Source organism: Clostridium sp., assembly GCF_036781005.1.
Classification (GTDB): Bacteria; Bacillota; Clostridia; order Clostridiales; family Clostridiaceae; genus Clostridium_B.
Window position 1 is genome coordinate 46,220 of the sequence record NZ_DAIQBT010000003.1, and the last position, 20,923, is coordinate 67,142.

Sequence of the window (20,923 nt, forward strand, 5' to 3'; positions counted from 1 at the left end):
TCCTTTAGTATATGTTCTTTTATCTAGTATTTGAAATATATAAATTCTCATGCATATAAACCACAAAAACATTTTATTTTCAAATAACTTAATCAAAACTAGCCCTTTCACATATACTATATACGTAACTAATTTTTCCTATAGTGAAGTGACATTTAAAATAACTTTAATTATCAATTGATAAAGCGTATCGGACTGTTTATCTATTGACTTATTAGCGTTTTTCCTCTATCATAATAGATATATACATTTATCATTTGATAATTGTTGAACTTAAAAGGAGATGTTTTAAGTGAAAGAAAAGGTAAAAGTAGCCAGACTTTCTATTTTATCCAATACAGGATTAATTGGAATTAAACTGGCAGCAGGACTATCCACAGGTTCAGTCAGTATTATATCAGAAGCTATGCACTCCACTATGGATTTAGCTGCATCTATAATAACATTTTTCTCTGTGAAAATATCATCTAAACCTGCAGATAAACAACATCCTTATGGACACGGTAAATTCGAAAATGTATCTGGTGTATTAGAAGCAATATTGATATTTATAGCATCTTTATGGATAATAATAGAGTCTGCCAAAAAATTAATAAATGGTCAGGAAGTTATTTCATCAAATATAGGTTTTATAGTTATGTTCTTATCAGCAGGCATAAACTACCTGGTATCTAAAAAACTATATTATACATCGAAAAAAGTAGATTCTATAGCACTAGAGGCAGATGCTCTTCATCTTAAAACTGATGTATATACTTCTCTAGGAGTTGGTCTTGGTTTATTTATTATATGGATTACGGGTCTCCACTTTTTAGATCCTATAATAGCCATATTGGTAGCTTTATTTATTTTAAAAGAGGCCTTTGCCCTGTTAAAAGTTGCATTTGACCCTCTAGTAGATGTAAAGTTATGTGATAAGGAAATTGAACTCATAACTTCAATTTTAAATAGATACAACTTTAAATACTGTGATTTTCACAAGTTAAGGACTAGGAAATCAGGAGATAGGCGGTACGTGGATCTTCATCTGGTATTTCCGCAAAATATGTCTGTAAAAAATGCTCACGATATTTGCGATAAAATAGAAAATGAAATAAAAAGTTCTCTTAAAAACACAGAATGTATGATTCACCTGGAGTCTTGTGACAATAATTGTAATAACTGTCCTTTTTCTACTGAATATACTACAACCAATACTTCAAAAAATAAGAATTAATACACCTGAATAAAAATATAAAGCAGATAGCTAAAATACTCTATCTGCCTTTAATTTTCTAATTTAGTTTTTATCTTCACTTAATACTTTAATTAATCTATCAAGGTCTATTCCATGCACCAGGGAAGCTTCTCTCAATGTCTCAGATTGTGCGGAAGGACAACCTACGCATACCATTCCAAAGTTCATAAGTTTCTGGGCATTTGCAGGATTCATTCTTATTACTTCTCCTACAGTAGTATCCTTATTAATTTTATCCATAATATTTAACCTCTCCTTAACAGTTTTTTACTCAGTGTATAGTTACATTTTTAATTATAATTATTATCTATTTTAATACTAAAATCACATCATATCAAGATTAAAATAGTTTTTCTTAAGAAAAAAATTATTATTTATTATTCATCAATGTAAAATTGGAATCATCAAGATTAAAATTACTCTTTAATCCATCTGTAACATATACTTTTTTATCTTTAGTTACAAATATGGCATCCAAACCCTTTATTGTTTTCACATAATTTATCCCTTTATCCACTCCCAAATAAAATATATTTTTAGTCATGGCATCTGCATCTATGGAAACATCCGTAACTAAGGTTACACTGGCAAGGTTATTATCCATAGGATACCCTGTAAATGGATTTAATATGTGATGATATTTTTTTCCATTCTTTTCTAAATATCTCTCATATATGCCTGAAGTAACCACAGTTTTATCGGTAACTTTTATAACCCCCATTTCTTTTCCATTATCTTCAAAGGGGTTTTGAATTCCTATATTCCAGGGTTTGCCGTTTATATTATTGTTTATAACAACTACATTACCTCCCAAATTTATAATAGCATGTTTAATTCCTTCTTCCTTTAATATCCTTGCAGCCTCATCTGCCGAGTAACCTTTTGCTATTCCACCTAAATCCAGAGACATACCTTGCCTTTCCAGCATTACTTTATGGTTTCTTTCGTCTAATATAAGTTCCTTATAGTTTACCAATACCTTTTTTTCATCAATTTCCTGCCGGGAAGGAAGTTTAGCATGATCTGTTCCTATTCCCCAAAGTTTTACCAGAGGACCAATGGTTATGTCAAAAGCACCTGATGATTTTTCTGAATAATATTTACCTTTTTTCAAAACATAAAAAGTATCATCTGATACTTTAACAAAGTTTTTGCCCGCAGAATCCGCCACTTTATCCAATTCTGTACCAGATTTATTTACGCTCATCTTATTCTCAATTTCTTTAATTCTATTAAAAGCCTTATCTATAGCTGTATCTTTTTTACCATCATAGACAGTTATGGTACATATGGTACCCAGCATATATTCGGTTTTCGCAATAGGTTCCACAGAAGAATACTTATTTACACAAGAACACAAAAAAATTACGCAAACCATTATAATTGAAATAAAAATCATATATTTATTTTTTTTACAGGCCATTTTTATTTATCTCCCTTTAATATGGTATAGTCAATTAATAATCTACTTTGTAATTATAGCACATAACATAACCATAGTGAGTACTTCTATTATTTCATTATTTGCTCCCAACAAATCCCCGGTCAATCCCCCTACTTTTCTATTACAGAATACATTAAATAAAAATGACACACACAAACTGCTACACATTAATATAATTACATACATAAGCTTCATATCCATTAAAAGAAACAAAGTAATTACTGTTATAAAAGCTGCCACAAAAAGCTGCCACTTACCTATATTTTTTATAAACAAATTTCCAGATCCAGTGCTTTTGGCTGGTTTTCCTATGAAAGCTATAAAAACTATTGAAAATCTGGACATAATAGGTGCAATTATTATTATTAAAGAAAAGGAAGGCACTATAAAACAAAAAAAACTATACTTTAAAAGTATATCCATTATAATAGCCAAACAAGCATAGGTTCCTATTCTGCTATCTTTCATAACTTCTATTATTTTACCCTTATCCTTAAAAGAAAAGAAACCATCACACATATCCCCCAGACCATCTACATGCAGTGCCCCTGTAACTACTATACCCAGCAGAATCATAATAACAATAGAAATATTTACTGAAAATATGACCATACATAATTTATATATACTCCACTGTATTCCTCCAACTATTAACCCTACAAAGGGCATAAAGCTAGCTCCCCTTCTGAAATTTTTCTTACTACAAAATAAACTTCTATTAATTGGAATCCTAGTTAATAATTGAATCATTAAAAGAAAATCATTCAAAAATTCTTTCATAACATTACCTCTCTTCAATCATTAAAATACTGGCATTATTCATTATATTATAACTATGATTATTTTACAATTTTGAAAATCATTACTTATAGATTGTTTTTGACAAAGAATAATTTTTATTATATAATTATAATTAACATTAACATGAAGGTGGTGCATATGAATAACTTAACTTCTATATTTAAAGAAAAAAAATTAAAACTTACTCCTCAAAGAATTGCAGTATATAAATATCTACAATCTACTAAAGAACATCCTTCTGCTGAAACCATATACAAAACCCTTCAGGTAAATTACCCTACCATGAGCCTGGCAACTATATACAAGGCATTAAAAACCTTAGTTGAAGTAAATTTAATCCAGGAAATCAATGTAGGGGAAGGTAACTTTAGATATGATGGAAATACTTCTCCTCACTCCCATATACAGTGCTTACACTGTGGAAAAGTTAGTGATGTAGAAGGCGTTTGTTTTACAAATTTAAACGACAAAATTAAAGACTGTGTTGATTATGAGGTAATAAGCAACCAAGTTTATTTTTATGGAATATGCAAAGATTGTATTAAAAATACACCTGATTAATTATTCATGAAAATTGCTAAAGGCAGTTACTCTTTTAAACAAATAAAAGTAACTGCCTTCCCTTTTAACTTTTAATAAGATTCATCTACTACTTCATTCCATTCATTATCTGTGTATTTTCCCGAAAGTATATTATCTATTTTAGAGGATATGTTATTTGCAAAATTTTCCGGTACATTATATATAAAACTAATATTATCCTCTGTACTATTTTGCAGATGATCTATTATAGTCTTTTTAACTCCTTCTTTAGAAATATTAGCATTTTTATTGGCTGTTATAAATCCTTTTTGGGACAGTTTTTTTTGTACATTATCACTAAATATATATTTTACAAATTCATCTGCCATATCCCTACTTTCACTATTCATAGGAACACTTATTATTACATCTGACATAACCGGAACTTTTAATTTGTTTTTTCCTTCCGAATCATAAGATTTTAAACATTCTATATTGGAACTTTCAAACTTATCTGCATAATAGGAGGAAGCAATAAGCACAGGAATATTACTTCTGTTAAATTTTTCTATGGTATTTTCATTTCCTATTTCAAAAGTATCTTTATTTATATATCCTCCTTTTACTAAGTTTTCTAAAACATCGAAACTTTTTTGAACCTGAGTTAATTGCTTATATTCAGAAGCACTGCTATCATATATGTTTTCAAGGTTTCTCATTGGAATCATATTATTTAATACTATAGAAAATATGGTATTGTTTATATCCATTCCCTCATTTAACACCACAGGTACTCTCTGAGATGAAGAATTAAGAACTTTTAAAATCCCCTCTACTTCACTTATGGTAACTGGTACTTTTAAATTTAATTTATTAAGAGCATCTTTATTAAATAATATTTCTATTGTATAGGGAATCATAGATATTCCATAATACCTATCATTAAATCTGCCATAAGCCTTTGCTACAGTGTAATATCTGTCACTTAGATTATTTTCCTCATATAAATCCCACATATCCACTAAAAGGCTTTTTCTAACTAATTTCAACATATCATTTCTGGAAGCAAATATCACATCCACACCTTTTCTTTCATTTATATCATCTTCTATTTTACTGCCTATGGCATTATTTATATTAAGTTGAACCTTAGGATTTTCCTTTTTATACTCATCTGTTAAAAATTTTATTATATTCAAAGATTCACTGTCTTTTACACCTACATATAAATTTATCTGCTTATTTTTTAAAGATTCTTCCTTTCTACCACAGGCATATAAATTAAATGTACATACTACAATTAATAAAATTGCTATAACCCTACTCTTATAAAACATATCTTCCCTCATCTCGCTTTTTAATAAGATACAGATCTAACTTAATATTAATATTCTACAAATTTATTTTATACATAATAATTAAATATATAATATATTCATATAATTAAATGGAGGTGAAATTCATGAAATTCAGGGTACTATTTCTAAAAAAGACACATATATATCTTGTAATATTAATATTGTTACTTGCAATATTATTTATACTTTTTATAACATCCAAGGCTTCTCCTACATCTAATACTATTTCAAATAATAAAAATATAAAAGCTGATTTTAACGGAGATGGGAAAGATGATATATTGTCTGTTACCAGGGTAGATGACAATTACTTGATGGAAGTAACTATCAACAACAAAACCTTCAGCTTTAAAACAGATGAGAATTCTCCTATAATTGAAACTTATTCCCCTTATTGGCCTATAAGAGTAACTCTTATGGACGTATCTAGAAATAAAGTTCCGGAAATATTCATACAAGGTTCCAAAAAGGACAACGCATTACAACGCGTTTTTATATTCCACAATAATAATTTTGACAATATTCTTTCTAATTCTAATAACATATTGGGATTTATAGATTGCAAAAATAATAAAACCCCAAAAGTTATATCCGGTAAAATACAAGGAAACAACATAGCCTTTTCAAACTATATTTTTTTAAATTATAAATTTACAAATTATAGTTATGATACCAATAAAACTTTTATAGGAAAAGATACTATATACACTTTCATAAAACTTATTGAAGGTCTTCCAGAGAGTGAATCCTACAAGCCAGGCAGTATATTTTCATCCAATATATCCAAAGAGGACATGTCCTTAATAGGAAGCTTGTCTGGAGAAAATAATTCCTATGTATTTCAAGATGCTTTATTTAAAGAAAATAAATGTGATAATAACGGAAACATATCAGAAATTTGTTGGACGCTAAATTTCAGGGGTATATCCCATACAGATAATAGTATAGTAAAAAATTATATACTGGTTTTAACATTAATTCCGGATAAAAATAGTAAAGATAATTATTACTTTAAAATTGATTCCATATACAGACAAAAATAAAAGGGACCGTTTAACGCGGTCCCAAGGGGGATGGGGGGTTATTACATCAAATAAAACTTATTATCTGATGTAAAGGAGAATTACATCTCCAATTACATTTATTATAATATCCAAATAGGAATAAAGTATTCACTTAAATCAAAAATTATAATATTTTTTATGTAATTCTTCTATTTCTAATTTAATGCTTTCTCTTAATACTTTAGGCTCTATAACTTCTGCATTTTTTCCAAAACCCAGTATCCACTGTTTTACTTCTTTAATATCATCCACATATAGACTAAATAATATACCTCCACCCTGCAACTCATCTATAATCTGATTTATATGCCATTTAGTACGTTGAATAAATCCAGCTATTTCTTTGTCAAATCTTATTACTATTTTTATTTTATCTCCTACAAATACTCCCCAATGATTACTCAAGTAGTCTTTTAGAGAAAAAGTACGGGGTCTCATATAAATATTATTACTCACTTTTAAGCTCTTTATCCTATTTAGTTGAAAATTCTCTACATCATCCTTCATATGGCAATATCCTATTATATACCAGTTACCCTCTTTAAATATTAAGTCATAAGGATCTACCTTTCTCATAGTCAAATCATTTTTATTCATAGAAAAATAATTTATATTTAGACTTCGTCCTCTAGCCATGGAAAAATTGATTTTATATATCTTATGTTCCAAATCTTCCACACTTCCTATTGAATCTACAGAGAAGCCTGCCGTATTTTCTATTCTATCTAAGTTCATATTCTCATTTATATGTAAATTCTTTATTTTATGAACCGCACTTTTTAAATCCTTTTCATAAATAAATCCTGTTTTCTCAGTGAAGATCTGAGAAGCCATAATTAAAGCTTTAAGTTCTTCCTCATTTAAATCCGCAGATTTCATATAAAAACTCTTATCTATGTAAAATCCTCCATACCTTCCTTTCTTAGTATGAACCGGTATATTAGCTTTATTTAAGCTATTTATATATCTGTATATGGTTTTCTTGTCCACCTTTAACATTTCAGACAATTCTGAGGCTGTGGTCAATTCCTTATATTGTAGTATTATTATCATTTCTAATAAGTTAGAAATTTTTGACATGCATTTTACCTCCAGTGTAAAAATGATACTTAATATATATCGTCATTTTTTATATCTTTTTTAGTGTATTTTTATATAAAATTAAAATTTGTATTATTGAACTGGTTTATACACATCCCTATTATTTTAAGTCCACACCTTACTTTCTGTATCAAATTTACTGTTTAAGAATAGTATATAGTATAATTAAGTCTACATTGTCTACTATCTGCTTAATCAATTTTATTAAATTTTTACTTAGAATAAGGGGTGAATGTAATGTCAAAACACCGTCGCAAAAATTATGACACAGGCTTTAATTTAGGTGATATTTTAAGAAATATAGATATTACTCAACTTATGTCCATATTATCCGTTCTAGGCGGGGGTAATAATAATTTATCCAAAGATAAATTAAGTGCAATGCTGGATAACTTGGATTTGGGAGATATATCTAATGCAGCCAATAAATCTGGATTAAATGAATCTAATATAAAATCACAACTTGCTGCACTTGAAGATAGATTATCCAAAATAGAGAATGGAAGTTCTACAAAAGAACAATTGCTAAGTACAATAAAAGAACTCCAAAACTCTCCCGACGCAGCAAAGATGTTAAATGACCTTATGAATTCCAATTTTAAGAATTCCGATTAATAAATTTAAAATGAATCAAAAAATACCCCAAGGATTAATTAATAAATCTAGGGGTATTTTTATCTTTAATCCAAAAACTACATAAGATTTAATTTCTCTGTAAGAAGTGCAGCTATGGTTATAGAATTAAACACAAAATGATTAAATACTGCATACCAGTATCCTTTCTTGTTAATTAGATAACAGTTATATAAGCCAACCCAAAGTATTACTGCAAAGGCATTTAGACTAAAGTGAATCACTGCAAATATGGTACTGCTTAAAAATGCAGCCAAATACACTCCCATTCTGCCATAAAATATCTTTTTAAACAAAAGCCATCTAAATACAAATTCCTCAAGTACAGGTGCAAAAATTATAACTATAGGTATCATTATTAAAAATTTCTTCAGAGGCATATTTACCATATTAGTTACTATCTCCTGATGCTCTAATTGAACCTTAAAATTAGAAAGTATAATAGTCTGTATTGTAGATATACCAATACTTATTATATAAAATATAGCTGTTAAATTTAAAGCCTTAATCAATTTGAAATTTTTTATGTCAAACTCATTAAATTCACTGGTACATCTTATATACCTTATATTTAAAAGTACAAATATGAAGGGAACAAAGTTTTCCACAAATATAGAACTAACTATATATAATATTCCAATTAATACAAGAAGCAAATTACTTCTTCTTCTTTTCCTCCAAAACTTTGCAAATATCAGAAGCGGCGGTATATATACAGTGATAAATACAAGGATATTTTTTATAATCTCTAATCCAAACATAGTTATTTCTCCTTGCGCTATTATTTTTGGCATTTAGCAATTTATAACACATACTTTACATTAATGTTTAGGAATAAGAACTTATAACAGATTCCAACACTTTCAAAAACTCTTCCTTTCCCTGTTTATTAAGGGATGAAAATGTGAGAATTTCATCTTCAGCTTCTGGTTTTAAAGTATCTTTTATAATTTTTAAATTTTTTAACAGCTGACTCTTGGACAGTTTATCAATCTTAGTGGCAACAATAATAGTATGATAGTTATAATACTTTAACCACTTATACATAGTTATGTCATCATTTGTTGGTTTATGCCTGCAATCTAAAAGTAGTATTACCCTTTTTAACTCTTCTCTTCCTCTAAGATACTCCTCTACTACCCTACCCCAACTCTTTTTCTCTGTTTTAGAAATCTTAGCATACCCATATCCGGGCAAATCCACAAAATAAAATTCATTATTTATTAAAAAGAAATTAATCAGCCTGGTTTTGCCTGGTGTGCCGCTTACTTTAACCAATTTTTTTCTGTTCGTGAGTACATTTATAAGAGAAGATTTACCCACATTTGACCTTCCTACAAAGGCTATTTCTATCCTTTTATCTTTAGGATATTGGGATGGATGCACTGCAGAAATTATAAACTCTGCTTGTTTTATTTCCATAAATACTCCCACCTAACTATAATTTGAAATTGAGTTTTCTAGTACTATATCTATATTGTCTGCAAGTATATAATTCAACTTGCTTTTAACCGTATTTGGAATCTTTAACAAGTGTTTTTCATTATCTTTAGGTATTATAACCGTATCTATGCCTGCCCTATATGCCGCAAGACTCTTTTCTTTAAGTCCTCCTATAGGAAGTACTCTTCCTGTCAAAGTTATTTCTCCAGTCATAGCTACATTATGTTTTACTTTCTTTTTGCTGAGAGCTGATATCATTGCTGTTACCATAGCCACTCCCGCAGAAGGCCCATCTTTTGGCACTGCTCCTTCTGGTACATGTATGTGTAAATCATATTTTTTATAAAAATCATTTTCCACACCATACTTATCAGCATTGGCCCTTATATAACTATATCCAGTTTTAGCAGACTCTTTCATTACATCTCCAAGCTGGCCTGTAAGTTCAAGCTTTCCGCTTCCTGACATAATAGTTGCTTCTATAGGCAGTGTATCTCCACCATATCCCGTCCACGCCATTCCCATTACCACACCAATTTTATCCTCTTTGTCAATTTTATCATATGTATATACTTCAGCTCCAAAATAAGATTTTATTTTAGTAACAGTAATATTGATTTTCTTTTTATCCTTTTCCATCATCTCAGCCACTGCTTTTCTTATAACAGAAGCAATCTTTCTCTCAAGACTTCTAACTCCAGATTCTCTTGTATAATTATCTATCACCTTATATATAGCTGAATCTGATATTACAATTTCATTATTTTTTACACCATTCTCCTTCAATTGCTTAGGTATCAAGTATTCTCTGCATATATGAAATTTTTCCTCACTGGTATATCCAGACACTTCTATAACTTCCATTCTATCAAAAAGGGGTCTAGGTATATTACCTATACTATTTGCCGTAGTTATAAACATAACATTGGATAAATCGAAATCCAGTTCCATATAATGATCTCTAAAGGAATTATTTTGTTCGCTGTCCAACACTTCTAAAAGTGCATCTCCAGGATCTCCTCTAAAATCATTGCTCATTTTATCTATTTCATCAAGTAAGAATAAAGGGTTTTTGGATTTTGCTTGTTTCATTCCATATATTATTCTTCCCGGGATAGCCCCCACATAGGTTTTTCTATGCCCTCTTATTTCAGCTTCATCCCTTACTCCTCCAAGGGACATTCTAACAAAATTTCTATTTAAGGCATGTGCTATAGATTTAGCTACGGAAGTTTTGCCCACTCCAGGAGGCCCCATAAGGCAAAGTATAGGCCCCTTAAGGGATTTACTCATCTTTTTAACCGATAAATACTCAATTATCCTATCTTTTACATCTTTTAAGCCATAATGCTCTTTTTCGAGTATTTCCCTTGCAGACTTTATATTTAAATTATCCTTAGTCTGAGTATTCCATGGAAGTTCCAGTATCCAATCCAAATATGTCCTTATTACCCCTCCCTCTGCAGAATAAACTCCTGTATTTTTTAATCTGTCCAACTCATAAAGTGCTTTATCTTTAGCGGTCTTAGGAAGTTTAGCCTTACTTATTTTATTCTTATATCTCTTCATTTCTTTTTTATTTTCATCGTCTTCTCCTAATTCTTCCTGTATTGCCTTTAACTGTTCTCTTAGATAATAATCCTTTTGTACCTTCTCTATTTTATTTTTTACTTTAATTCCTATTTTTCTTTCCAATTTCAAAATTTCTATTTCATTTACCAGTACTGCAAGTACTTTTTGAAGTCTTTCTTCTATTTCACAACATTCAAGAAGCTCCTGCTTTTTTTCTTGTTTTAACATCAAGTAAGAACTGATGGTATCTGCCAATCTACCGTGATTATCTATCTCATCTAATGTTATTATAGTTTCTGCAGGTATATTGCCCGACAACTTTACATATTCGTTAAAATTCTTTTTTATAGCACGTACAAGTGCTTCACAATCCTTACTTTCATCACAATCTTTTTCATCTTCTAAAACCTGAACTCTTACTTTGAAAAAAGGTTCCTCGCTAATATATTCTTCCAGCAAAGCCCTTGTTTCACCCTCTACCAATACTCTTACCGTATCACCTGGAAGTTTTAATATTTGCTTAACATTACAAATAGTCCCTGTTTTAAAGATATCCTCCTTACCTGGTTCCTCAGTTTTTGCTTGTCTCTGTGCAGTCAAAAATACTTTTTGCTCCTCAAGCATGGCTTTTTCTAAGGCAAGTATTGATTTTTCCCTTCCTACGTCAAAATGTAAAACCATATATGGAAATATAGTAATACCTCTTAATGGGATCAGAGGAAGTTCTCTAAAGCTTTTATCCATATTTCTCTCTCCTTTAATATTTTCTTAGATATTCTTAACAATATAAGGGGAATTTATGTATAACCAATAATTTACTTAAAAAAGAGTACCGACACCAGTACTCTTTTTTAAAATAAGATTATGCAGTTTCAGGCCCTTTTCGTGTTCTCGATTTTTTCAATTTGATAGGAGTCCTTTTTCCATTTTCTGCCTCTATAAGTTCTGGCATTTTCGTACTAACCGCATCCTTATTAATTATAACTTTAGCTATCTCTTCTTTTGAAGGGATATCAAACATTACATCCTTCATAGTTTCTTCTATAATAGCTCTTAGACCCCTTGCACCAGTATTTCTCTTTAAAGCTTCATCTGCTATTGCCTCTAAGGCCTCATCTTTAAATTCAAGTTCTACATCGTCAAGTTCAAAAAGTTTTTTATATTGTTTCACAAGTGCATTTTTAGGTTCTTTTAATATACTTATTAATGCCGCCCTATCCAACGCTTCTAGAGTAACTATAATAGGAATCCTTCCTACAAATTCCGGTATAAGTCCAAATTTCAACAGATCTCCCGGCATTATTTGCTTTAAAAGTTTCCCTATATCCTTATCTTTTTTAGATTGTATTTCTGCTCCAAATCCCAAAGTACTGACTCTGGTTCTACGTTCTATTATGCTGTCTATTCCATCAAAAGCTCCCCCACAAATGAATAATATATTAGTGGTATTTATCTGAATAAATTCCTGATGGGGATGTTTTCTTCCTCCCTGTGGAGGAACTGAAGCCACTGTACCTTCCAATATTTTCAAAAGAGCCTGCTGCACTCCTTCTCCTGACACATCTCTAGTTATGGATGGATTCTCCGATTTTCTTGCTATCTTATCTATCTCGTCTATATAAACTATTCCATGTTCTGCTCTTTCTACATCATAATCTGCATTTTGTATCAACTTAAGCAGTATATTCTCTACATCTTCACCTACATATCCAGCCTCTGTTAAAGTGGTAGCATCTGCAATTGCAAAAGGTACATTTAGAAATCTTGCCAGAGTCTGGGCTAAAAGGGTTTTTCCGGAACCTGTAGGTCCCAGTAAAAGTATATTACTTTTTTGTAGTTCTACATCATCATTTGAATTGTTATTAGAATTTATTCTTTTATAATGATTATATACCGCTACTGAAAGTGATTTTTTTGAATCCTCCTGACCTATTACATACTGATCAAGATAGTTTTTTATCTCCACAGGTTTGGGAATAGACGTCATATCTATTTGAATATCTTCTTCAAATTCATCACTTATTATCTCAGAACAAAGTTCTATACATTCATCACAAATATATACTCCTGGACCTGCAATTAATCTTCTTACCTGATCCTGTGTTTTACCACAGAATGAACATTTAAGCTGTTTCTTATCATCATTTTTGGCCATTTTCACACCTCACTAAAGGTTATTTCTTTTTTGTAAAAACCTCATCTATCAATCCATATTCCTTAGCTTCCTCTGCCGTCATAAAATTGTCTCTTTCTGTGTCTCTTTCAATTTTTTCAATTGACTGACCTGTCTTTTCGCTAATTATAGCATTTAATTTTTTCTTTATTCTAAGTATTCTGTCCGCATGAATTCCAATATCAGTTGCCTGACCCTGGAATCCTCCAAGAGGCTGATGTATCATTATTTCAGAATTTGGAAGAGCAAATCTCTTACCTTTCTCCCCGGCTGTAAGCAAAAATGCACCCATAGATGCCGCCATTCCTATACATATAGTAGATACGTCTGATTTTATATATTGCATTGTATCATAAATTGCCATTCCTGCTGTTATTGAACCCCCTGGACTATTTATGTAAAAGTATATATCTTTATCAGGATTCTCTGCTTCTAAGAACAACAGCTGTGCTACTATGAGACTTGCAGTAACATCATTTACCTCCTCACTTAACATTACTATTCTATCCTTTAAAAGTCTAGAATAAATATCATAAGATCTTTCCCCTCTATTAGTCTGTTCTACAACTACTGGTACTAAACTCATAAAACTTTCCTCCTTTTACATAATAATTTTTATAGATCCTTGCAAAAATCCAATAATCAAAACTTCAACATTAAAGTGCAATTATCTATATATTTGAAATTAATTGCCAGAAAACCTTCTGACAATTAATTTTTATACTTTATAATATTATGCTATTATTTTACTGCTGTCTACTAGCATTTTTATTACTTTTTCATTAACTATCTGCATTTTCAAATATTCTTTCTGTCCATCGAAAATTATCTTTGCCATTTTTTCCACATCATCACTACCATACTGCTTAGCTATTTCAGTGGACTTCTCCTTAATTTCATCATCCGTTGCTTCTACTTTTTCCACTTTTGCTATTTCCGTAATTACAAGATCTGCCTTTACCTTTTTCTGAGAAGTTTCTCTCATATATTCTCTCACTTTTTGCTCATCATTATTAGTATATTTATAATATGTTTCAAGATCCAGTCCCTGATATTTTAACCTAGTTTCCAAATCTCTAATCATATTATCAACTTCTTTTTCTACCATTACTTCAGGAATATTTATTTCTGTATTTGAACAAACTCCTTCTAAAACTGCTTCTTCAAGTTCCCTTTCCTCTCTCAATTTGTTTGCCTCTTGCTTTTTATTTCTTATATCCTCTTTAACTTCCTCCAATGTATCAAATTCTGATACCTCTTTTGCAAATTCATCGTCCAATTCAGGAACTTCTTTAACTTTTATTTCTTTCACTGTTACCTTAAACACAGCTTCTTTTCCATTTAAATCATCTATTCCATACTCTTCAGGGAATTTCACATTAACTTCCTTTGAGTCACCTGTCTTCAATCCTATTAACTGTTCTTCAAAGTTATCTATAAAGGTTCCAGAACCAATTTCCAGCTGATAATTCTGTCCTTCTCCACCTTCAAATTCCTTGCCATCTACAAAGCCTTTAAAATCTATTATAGCTATATTTCCATTTTCTATACTTCCATCCTCTTTTGTTTCTATTCTGGCATCCTTTTGCTGCATATTTTTCAATTCTTGTTCTATATCCTCTTCTTTAACTTCATATGTATTTTTCTTTACTTCAAGTCCTTTGTATTCTCCAAGCTTAACCTCTGGAAATACTGTCACTTTTGCTGTATATATAAATTCTTTTCCCTCTCCAATTTGAACCACCTCAATTTTAGGATAGTCTACTGGATTTACATTATTTTCTTTTAATGCCTCTGGATATGTACTTTCACAGCAAAAACTCATTGCATCTTCATAAAATACACCTTCACCATAATATTTTTTGATTATATTCATAGGTGCCTTGCCTTTCCTAAATCCTGGTATATTAAATTTCTTTGCATTTTTAGCAAAGGCCTTTTTCATAGATTCATTAAATTTTTCTGCTTCTACAGTTATCTCTAATTTTACAACATTCTCTTCTATTTTTTCCATTTTAACATTCATTATAAAATTCCTCCTACTAACTAGTTACTCTACACTCTTATATTCAACTATGCCATTATACCATATATTTATAAACATTCCTATATGCCTAGTATATTACTTACTCTACAGTTTATTTGATATGAATCCCTCATATTTATATTAAAATTACATATTTCTCGCATAATACTAAAAAACAGTAGTATTATAATTATATATCAAAAAACATAACTTTTATAGTTTTTTTTAATATGTAAAGCAACTTTTAATATACTCTCCCGCAGCACTTAGTTCCTTATACTCCTTATAATTATCCCTATATACTTCAATTACCCCTATCTTATTATACCCTATTTCCTTTAATTTACAAAATATTTTTTTAAAATTTACATCTCCTTTTCCCGGAATCAAACAAGAATTTTTTCCATCCCTGTCATTTATATGTAGATTTTCTATAGAATTTCCCATAACCTCTATATATTCTTCAGGAATCTTTCCTGCTCTATACGCCTGTTTTATATCTAGGGTAAAATATATGGAGCCTTCATACCTTTCCTTCAGCATATATAAAAAATCAATATTACCCGACATACACCAAAATACATTTTCCTGACAAAGCTTTATACCCTTCTCCTTCGATATATATAACAATTTATCATATATATCAAATACAAATTCTTTTGAAATTTCATTTAATTTTTTATTTCTCATTCCATGAAAAGTGTAGCAATCAGCTCCCGCAATCTTGGTGAATTTACATATTTTTTGAAATTGAAAGAAGGAATCATCTCTTCTTCTTTTATACTTATCAAATAAATAGGGTTCAAAAGAAGAAGAAAAACCATGTACAGAATTAATCTTAAAATTATTCTCCAAACTTTGTTCCAAAATTATATTTGCAAAATCCTCCTCATATTCACTAGTGCTGTTTAAAAATACTTCCCCACAATCAAATCCCAGCTTCTTCATCAAAGTTATACTGTCTTCTGTATTTATATTGGGATAAAAACTGGCGGAAGACAATCCTATGTTCATAATGCCTCCAAAAAATATTATCTAACTTAAGATACTTCCTATTGACTTACAGCACCGGAAGCCGTTATATAAAAGGTGGCTCCATCTGCAGTTACAGTAAGTCCTTTTTCTGTAAGTTCACCCAATTGTACATTTTCTCCCTGTACACCCTGCACCATAACATGATTTTTATTTTGAATGCTTTCTATCCAAATATATTTTGTGGTTTTTCCAATCCAAGGAAGTTGACTTATATATGCAACATTATTTTCATCTAAGAATTTTGGAGAAGAACACCATATATAGGATGGATTACTTGCTACTTGAGAACTTTTCTGTATAACATCTCCCGAAGTAGAAACATATTGTTGATTTGTTATATCCTGTTTATTACCATCTATATCAACTAATAATATATTTTGAGCTGTATTATCAAATAAAGTCACATTCTTGTGTGATGGGCTAATATCATAAGTCAAATCCCCGGATGCTGCAGCAACACTTTTAAATACCTTATTACTGCCATCCCCTTCATAAGTTAATGTAACATCTCTGCCATCACTTAGTTGTACTTTATAGGAATTTTCTTTTTTCGTGTCTTTTTCCTTACTTTCAGTTTTGTTACTGGATTGAGGTACATTTTTACTGTCATCTTTAATCTGTTCCTTCACAGTTGAATTATTAACCTTTGCATTTTTGGTATTTATCACATCTTTAAATGCTCCTCTTATATAAATTATACCTAGACTTATCACCAGTAAACATAGTATAACCAATATAACTACATTTCTCCTTCGTCGTCTCATCTTTTTTCCATACTCTTTGCTAAAAATACTTGGTTTACCCACTAAAAAACTCCTCCTATACTCCATATTTAGTAGAAACAGAAATTAAAAATATATAATATCAAGCTCATATTTTCAAGGAAATTATTCAAATTCTCCATGTATATAATAACATACTATGTTAAAAATTATTACTTATTATACCTCAAAAATGAGATAAATAGTAATAATTTTTTATAAACATATTAAAATTGCCAAACATAAAATTTTCATAGTATAAATATGATACTTTAAAAACAACCTTAAGTTTCCGCACCAAAAATTAAATTCATTTCTAAAAATTCAATTAATTATAATATAAATCCTTTAAGTTTTATAAATAGTTAATTTACTATTAAAGAAATGAATTCCATATAAATTTTCTATAAACTTATTTTAAATCATACTCAATGCATACTATAACTGTACATTACAAACTATGAATCCCGTAAACTGTGCATTGTGAATCGTGCACTATGAATTGTGCGTCGTGCATCGTGAACTGTGCATTGTAAATTGTCACTTAATCCCTCTGCTTCCAGGTTTTATATATTTAAGTCCTTCCTTGCACATAGGACAATCCTTTTGGTCATAAGTATTTATATCCAGTTCTAGCGCACTATAAATGGGATAAGGTATATTAATATCTTTTGCCCTTCTGTCTGCTATACAACATATGCCTACAACTTCTCCTCCCAGTCCCTCTATTACCCTTGCAACTTCTAAAGAAGATTTGCCTGTAGTAACTACATCCTCTGATATTATTATTTTTTCTCTTTTATTTATTTCAAATCCTCTTTTTACAATCATGTTTCCATCCTGTCTTTCCGCAAATATACCAGGTTTTCCTGTTTGTCTTGCAAGTTCATAGGAAACCAGAATTCCTCCCATGGCAGGACCTACTATTTTATCAAAATCCACATCTTTCAATTTATCCGCAATAACTTTTATTACCTTCTCTGCTCTAGAAGGGTATTGTAAAAGTTTTGCACACTGACAATATTTATCACTATGCTTTCCTGAAGAAAGTAAAAAATGTCCCTCTAAAAGTGCACCTACCTCTTTTAACTCCTTTATAACTAAATTATCCATAATACAACCTCACCCCTTATATTATTCCTCTTATTTCATCCAAATTTTTAATCTTCTCTTTTTCCATGTATTTTTCTATGCCGCTTATTATATCCAAACAAATATCCGGCTTTATAAAATTAGCTGTTCCAACCTGTACGGCACTGGCTCCCGCCATTATAAATTCCAATGCATCCTGACCGCTGCATATTCCACCTATTCCCACCACAGGAATATTCACAACCTTTGAAACTTCATACACCATTCTAAGAGCTATAGGCTTTATTGCAGGCCCTGAAAGTCCTGCAGTTATATTGTCAAATACAGCTTTTCTATCTTCTATATCCACAGCCATAGCTTTAAATGTATTTACAAGAGAAAGTGCATCTGCCCCTGCTTCACAGCAGGTATAAGCCATATCTACAATATCTTCCGCATTAGGAGAAAGTTTTACCATAAGAGGCTTTCTGCACACCCTCTTTACAACATCCACAATTCTACCAGCCACTTCAGACTTTATTCCAAAAGCCATACCCCCACTTTTTACATTAGGACAAGATATATTAAGCTCTATGATGTCCACTGCAGAGTCATTTAATTTTTCCACTCCCTTTATGTATTCCTCTTCACTATTTCCTCCCAAATTGGCTATAACAACCGTGTTAAATTTTTTCATGGCTTGGAGTTCCACTTTTATAAAATGTTCCACTCCAGGATTTTGAAGTCCTACACTATTTAACATTCCCCCTCTGGTTTCAAAACTCCTTATGCCAAGGTTACCTTCTTTTTTATTCAGTGTAAGCCCTTTAGAACATATGCCTCCCAATTTGGATACATCATAAATTTCATTGTACTCCATTCCAAAAGCAAAAGTTCCAGAAGCGGCAATTACAGGATTTTTAAACTTCACACCACATATATCTATCAATATAATTAATCTTCCCTTCTTCTTAACTTTTAAATATATCTTATTCTATAACTATATCTGTACCTAAAAAAACCGGCCCATCTTTACATACCCTTTTATTTCCATCAACAGTATTACAGGTGCATACAAGACAAGCCCCAATTCCACAGGCCATTCGATTTTCCATAGATACATATAGGGTCACCTGTTTTTCTCTACACATATTTATTACCTTTTTCATCATTATCTGGGGCCCACAGCATAATACCACATCATATTTTTCCGGTTCAAATATATCTGTTATATATCCCCTTTTGCCTTCTATTCCCCTTTCCGTGGAAACGTAGATATTGTCCACCAGGGGCTTGAATTTTTCCATACAATATGCATTATCTTTAAATCCTGCATACAAATCCAATTTACAATCCTTATAAAGGAGTTCATCTTTTTTAATTTTCTCTCTTATATTCTCTGCTATGTAAAACATAGGAGCAATACCTATTCCACCTGTTATTACAGCAATATTTTTTTTCATTATATTTTCTATATAAAAACCATTTCCAAGAGGTCCTAAAATTTTAATTTCATCTCCTGATTTTAAATTGCTGAGCTTTTTGGTTCCTCTTCCTGTTACATGGTATAAAAAAACTATTCTTTTATTATCTAGATGATGTATACTTAAAGGTCTCCAAAGTACAGGCTCCATATCCCAGCATCGCAACATATAAAACTGTCCTGGTATTCCCTCGAAATCACCTTGTATTTCAAGTTCATATAAATTTTCAGTTATTTTTCTATTTTCAAATACTCTTTCAACAGTATAATCCAATTTACTATTCAATGTAATTTTTTCTCCATTCTAAAATATTCTAACTTTAAGAATTATTATTTTTGTGATATTTTAAAAATATCATCTCTTATTTTAATACATTCCTGTCTTGCACACTGTCCATAATTTTTAAATCCATCCTCTTCCTTCTTATAAGCAAGTAGTATGCCTCTTGAGGAATTTACTATTCCCCCATTTCCCTTTTTAAGATAGGCTGCTATATCCTCTGCAGTACCTCCTTGTGCTCCATATCCCGGTATTAAAAAAAACACATTTTTTAACTTTTTTCTAAGTTTTATGCCTTCTTCCTGATGAGTACAGCCCATTACCCCTCCAAGAGAACTATACCCGCAATCTCCCATATACTTCTCTCCAAGAGAACTTACCCTCTCCCCTACAATATTATATACTTTTGTATTTTTTCTAGTACTTATATATTGGAGATCCCTAGCTCCCCTATTAGAGGTTCTTATCAATATAAATAATCCTTTATTATTATTTTTTACATAGGGTAAATAAGGATCTATAGTATCAAAACCCATGTATGGGTTCAGGGTTACAAAGTCACTTTCAAATTCCCCTTCAAAATGAGCCTTTGCATACATTTCAGCTGTTTTTGCTATATCTCCTCTTTTAATATCTGCAATGGAAAGAGCCTTTTTATCCTTTATATATTTTAAAGTTTTACTGTAGGCTCTAAGTCCCTCAATACCAAGAGCTTCATAATATGCAATCTGAACCTTATAACAGGCAGCCACATCTAAAGTGCTGTCTATTATGGTTCTGTTAAATTCAAATATAGAATCTTCTACATTTTCATGTTTCTCTCTTATACCTTCTGGTATATAAAAAAATGATGTATCCAAACCTACACATACATTTCCTTTTTTATTTACAGTTTCATACAACTCATCTATAATCATAT

At 30.6% G+C, this 20,923-nt stretch carries 21 protein-coding genes; 4 read left to right on the forward strand and 17 right to left on the reverse strand.

Annotation, left to right across the window (positions count from 1 at the left end):
- Positions 1-292: 292 nt before the first annotated feature.
- Positions 293-1,216 (forward strand): cation diffusion facilitator family transporter, encoded by a 924-nt coding sequence (locus V7Q02_RS01735; RefSeq protein ID WP_333859233.1) that lies wholly within the window; start codon positions 293-295, stop codon positions 1,214-1,216.
- Between the two features lie 63 nt (positions 1,217-1,279).
- On the opposite strand, the gene V7Q02_RS01740 is transcribed toward V7Q02_RS01735, so the two are convergent.
- The 3 genes from V7Q02_RS01740 to cobS all read right to left on the reverse strand — a co-directional run bounded on the left by V7Q02_RS01740 (position 1,280) and on the right by cobS (position 3,461).
- Complete coding sequence (locus V7Q02_RS01740; RefSeq protein ID WP_333859234.1) at positions 1,280-1,477, reverse strand: DUF1858 domain-containing protein; 198 nt, start codon at positions 1,475-1,477, stop codon at positions 1,280-1,282.
- A gap of 130 nt (positions 1,478-1,607) precedes the next feature.
- Entirely contained in the window at positions 1,608-2,660 is a 1,053-nt protein-coding gene (locus V7Q02_RS01745; protein ID WP_333859235.1) for an FAD:protein FMN transferase, read from the reverse strand.
- Between the two features lie 42 nt (positions 2,661-2,702).
- Entirely contained in the window at positions 2,703-3,461 is a 759-nt protein-coding gene (gene cobS / locus V7Q02_RS01750) for an adenosylcobinamide-GDP ribazoletransferase (protein ID WP_333859236.1), read from the reverse strand.
- A gap of 159 nt (positions 3,462-3,620) precedes the next feature.
- Between cobS and V7Q02_RS01755 the strand changes: the two genes are divergently transcribed.
- A complete protein-coding gene (locus tag V7Q02_RS01755) occupies positions 3,621-4,043 on the forward strand; it encodes a Fur family transcriptional regulator (protein ID WP_333859237.1) in 423 nt (140 codons plus the stop codon).
- Positions 4,044-4,114: 71 nt separating this feature from the next.
- On the opposite strand, the gene V7Q02_RS01760 is transcribed toward V7Q02_RS01755, so the two are convergent.
- Complete coding sequence (locus V7Q02_RS01760) at positions 4,115-5,341, reverse strand: ABC transporter substrate-binding protein (protein ID WP_333859238.1); 1,227 nt, start codon at positions 5,339-5,341, stop codon at positions 4,115-4,117.
- 125 nt (positions 5,342-5,466) lie between these two features.
- On the opposite strand from V7Q02_RS01760, the gene V7Q02_RS01765 reads away from it, so the two are divergent.
- A complete protein-coding gene (locus V7Q02_RS01765; RefSeq protein WP_333859239.1) occupies positions 5,467-6,405 on the forward strand; it encodes an FG-GAP repeat domain-containing protein in 939 nt (312 codons plus the stop codon).
- 138 nt (positions 6,406-6,543) lie between these two features.
- On the opposite strand, the gene V7Q02_RS01770 is transcribed toward V7Q02_RS01765, so the two are convergent.
- Entirely contained in the window at positions 6,544-7,506 is a 963-nt protein-coding gene (locus V7Q02_RS01770) for a helix-turn-helix transcriptional regulator (protein WP_333859240.1), read from the reverse strand.
- A gap of 258 nt (positions 7,507-7,764) precedes the next feature.
- Between V7Q02_RS01770 and V7Q02_RS01775 the strand changes: the two genes are divergently transcribed.
- Positions 7,765-8,142: a hypothetical protein gene (locus tag V7Q02_RS01775; protein ID WP_333859241.1), complete on the forward strand. Its 378-nt coding sequence runs from the start codon at positions 7,765-7,767 to the stop codon at positions 8,140-8,142.
- A 77-nt stretch (positions 8,143-8,219) separates the two neighbouring features.
- Here the strand turns inward: V7Q02_RS01775 and V7Q02_RS01780 are convergent, their stop codons facing one another.
- The 12 genes from V7Q02_RS01780 to pyrF form a co-directional block, all read right to left on the reverse strand.
- The gene (locus tag V7Q02_RS01780; protein WP_333859242.1) at positions 8,220-8,921 is read right to left on the reverse strand and encodes a CPBP family intramembrane glutamic endopeptidase; all 702 of its coding nucleotides are present in this window, start codon (positions 8,919-8,921) and stop codon (positions 8,220-8,222) included.
- Positions 8,922-8,988: 67 nt separating this feature from the next.
- On the reverse strand, positions 8,989-9,582 hold the full coding sequence (yihA, locus tag V7Q02_RS01785; RefSeq protein WP_333859243.1) for a ribosome biogenesis GTP-binding protein YihA/YsxC: 594 nt from the start codon (positions 9,580-9,582) through the stop codon (positions 8,989-8,991).
- Positions 9,583-9,594: 12 nt separating this feature from the next.
- Complete coding sequence (lon, locus tag V7Q02_RS01790) at positions 9,595-11,919, reverse strand: endopeptidase La (protein ID WP_333859244.1); 2,325 nt, start codon at positions 11,917-11,919, stop codon at positions 9,595-9,597.
- 118 nt (positions 11,920-12,037) lie between these two features.
- Positions 12,038-13,330 carry an ATP-dependent Clp protease ATP-binding subunit ClpX gene (clpX, locus tag V7Q02_RS01795; protein ID WP_333859245.1) on the reverse strand — a complete coding sequence of 431 codons (1,293 nt, stop codon included), beginning with the start codon at positions 13,328-13,330 and terminating at the stop codon, positions 12,038-12,040.
- Between the two features lie 19 nt (positions 13,331-13,349).
- Positions 13,350-13,934, reverse strand: a complete 585-nt coding sequence (gene clpP / locus V7Q02_RS01800; RefSeq protein WP_333859246.1) for an ATP-dependent Clp endopeptidase proteolytic subunit ClpP — start codon at positions 13,932-13,934, stop codon at positions 13,350-13,352.
- Positions 13,935-14,081: 147 nt separating this feature from the next.
- On the reverse strand, positions 14,082-15,374 hold the full coding sequence (gene tig / locus V7Q02_RS01805; protein ID WP_333859247.1) for a trigger factor: 1,293 nt from the start codon (positions 15,372-15,374) through the stop codon (positions 14,082-14,084).
- A 225-nt stretch (positions 15,375-15,599) separates the two neighbouring features.
- Entirely contained in the window at positions 15,600-16,388 is a 789-nt protein-coding gene (locus V7Q02_RS01810; protein WP_333859248.1) for a sugar phosphate isomerase/epimerase family protein, read from the reverse strand.
- A gap of 38 nt (positions 16,389-16,426) precedes the next feature.
- Positions 16,427-17,215, reverse strand: coding sequence for a hypothetical protein (locus V7Q02_RS01815; protein WP_333859249.1), 789 nt, complete (start codon positions 17,213-17,215; stop codon positions 16,427-16,429).
- Between the two features lie 495 nt (positions 17,216-17,710).
- Entirely contained in the window at positions 17,711-18,283 is a 573-nt protein-coding gene (pyrE, locus tag V7Q02_RS01820) for an orotate phosphoribosyltransferase (RefSeq protein WP_333859250.1), read from the reverse strand.
- Between the two features lie 16 nt (positions 18,284-18,299).
- Entirely contained in the window at positions 18,300-19,190 is an 891-nt protein-coding gene (locus tag V7Q02_RS01825) for a dihydroorotate dehydrogenase (RefSeq protein WP_373844639.1), read from the reverse strand.
- 40 nt (positions 19,191-19,230) lie between these two features.
- Positions 19,231-20,010: a dihydroorotate dehydrogenase electron transfer subunit gene (locus V7Q02_RS01830; RefSeq protein WP_333859251.1), complete on the reverse strand. Its 780-nt coding sequence runs from the start codon at positions 20,008-20,010 to the stop codon at positions 19,231-19,233.
- 44 nt (positions 20,011-20,054) lie between these two features.
- A complete protein-coding gene (gene pyrF, locus V7Q02_RS01835) occupies positions 20,055-20,921 on the reverse strand; it encodes an orotidine-5'-phosphate decarboxylase (RefSeq protein WP_333859252.1) in 867 nt (288 codons plus the stop codon).
- Positions 20,922-20,923: the final 2 nt, after the last annotated feature.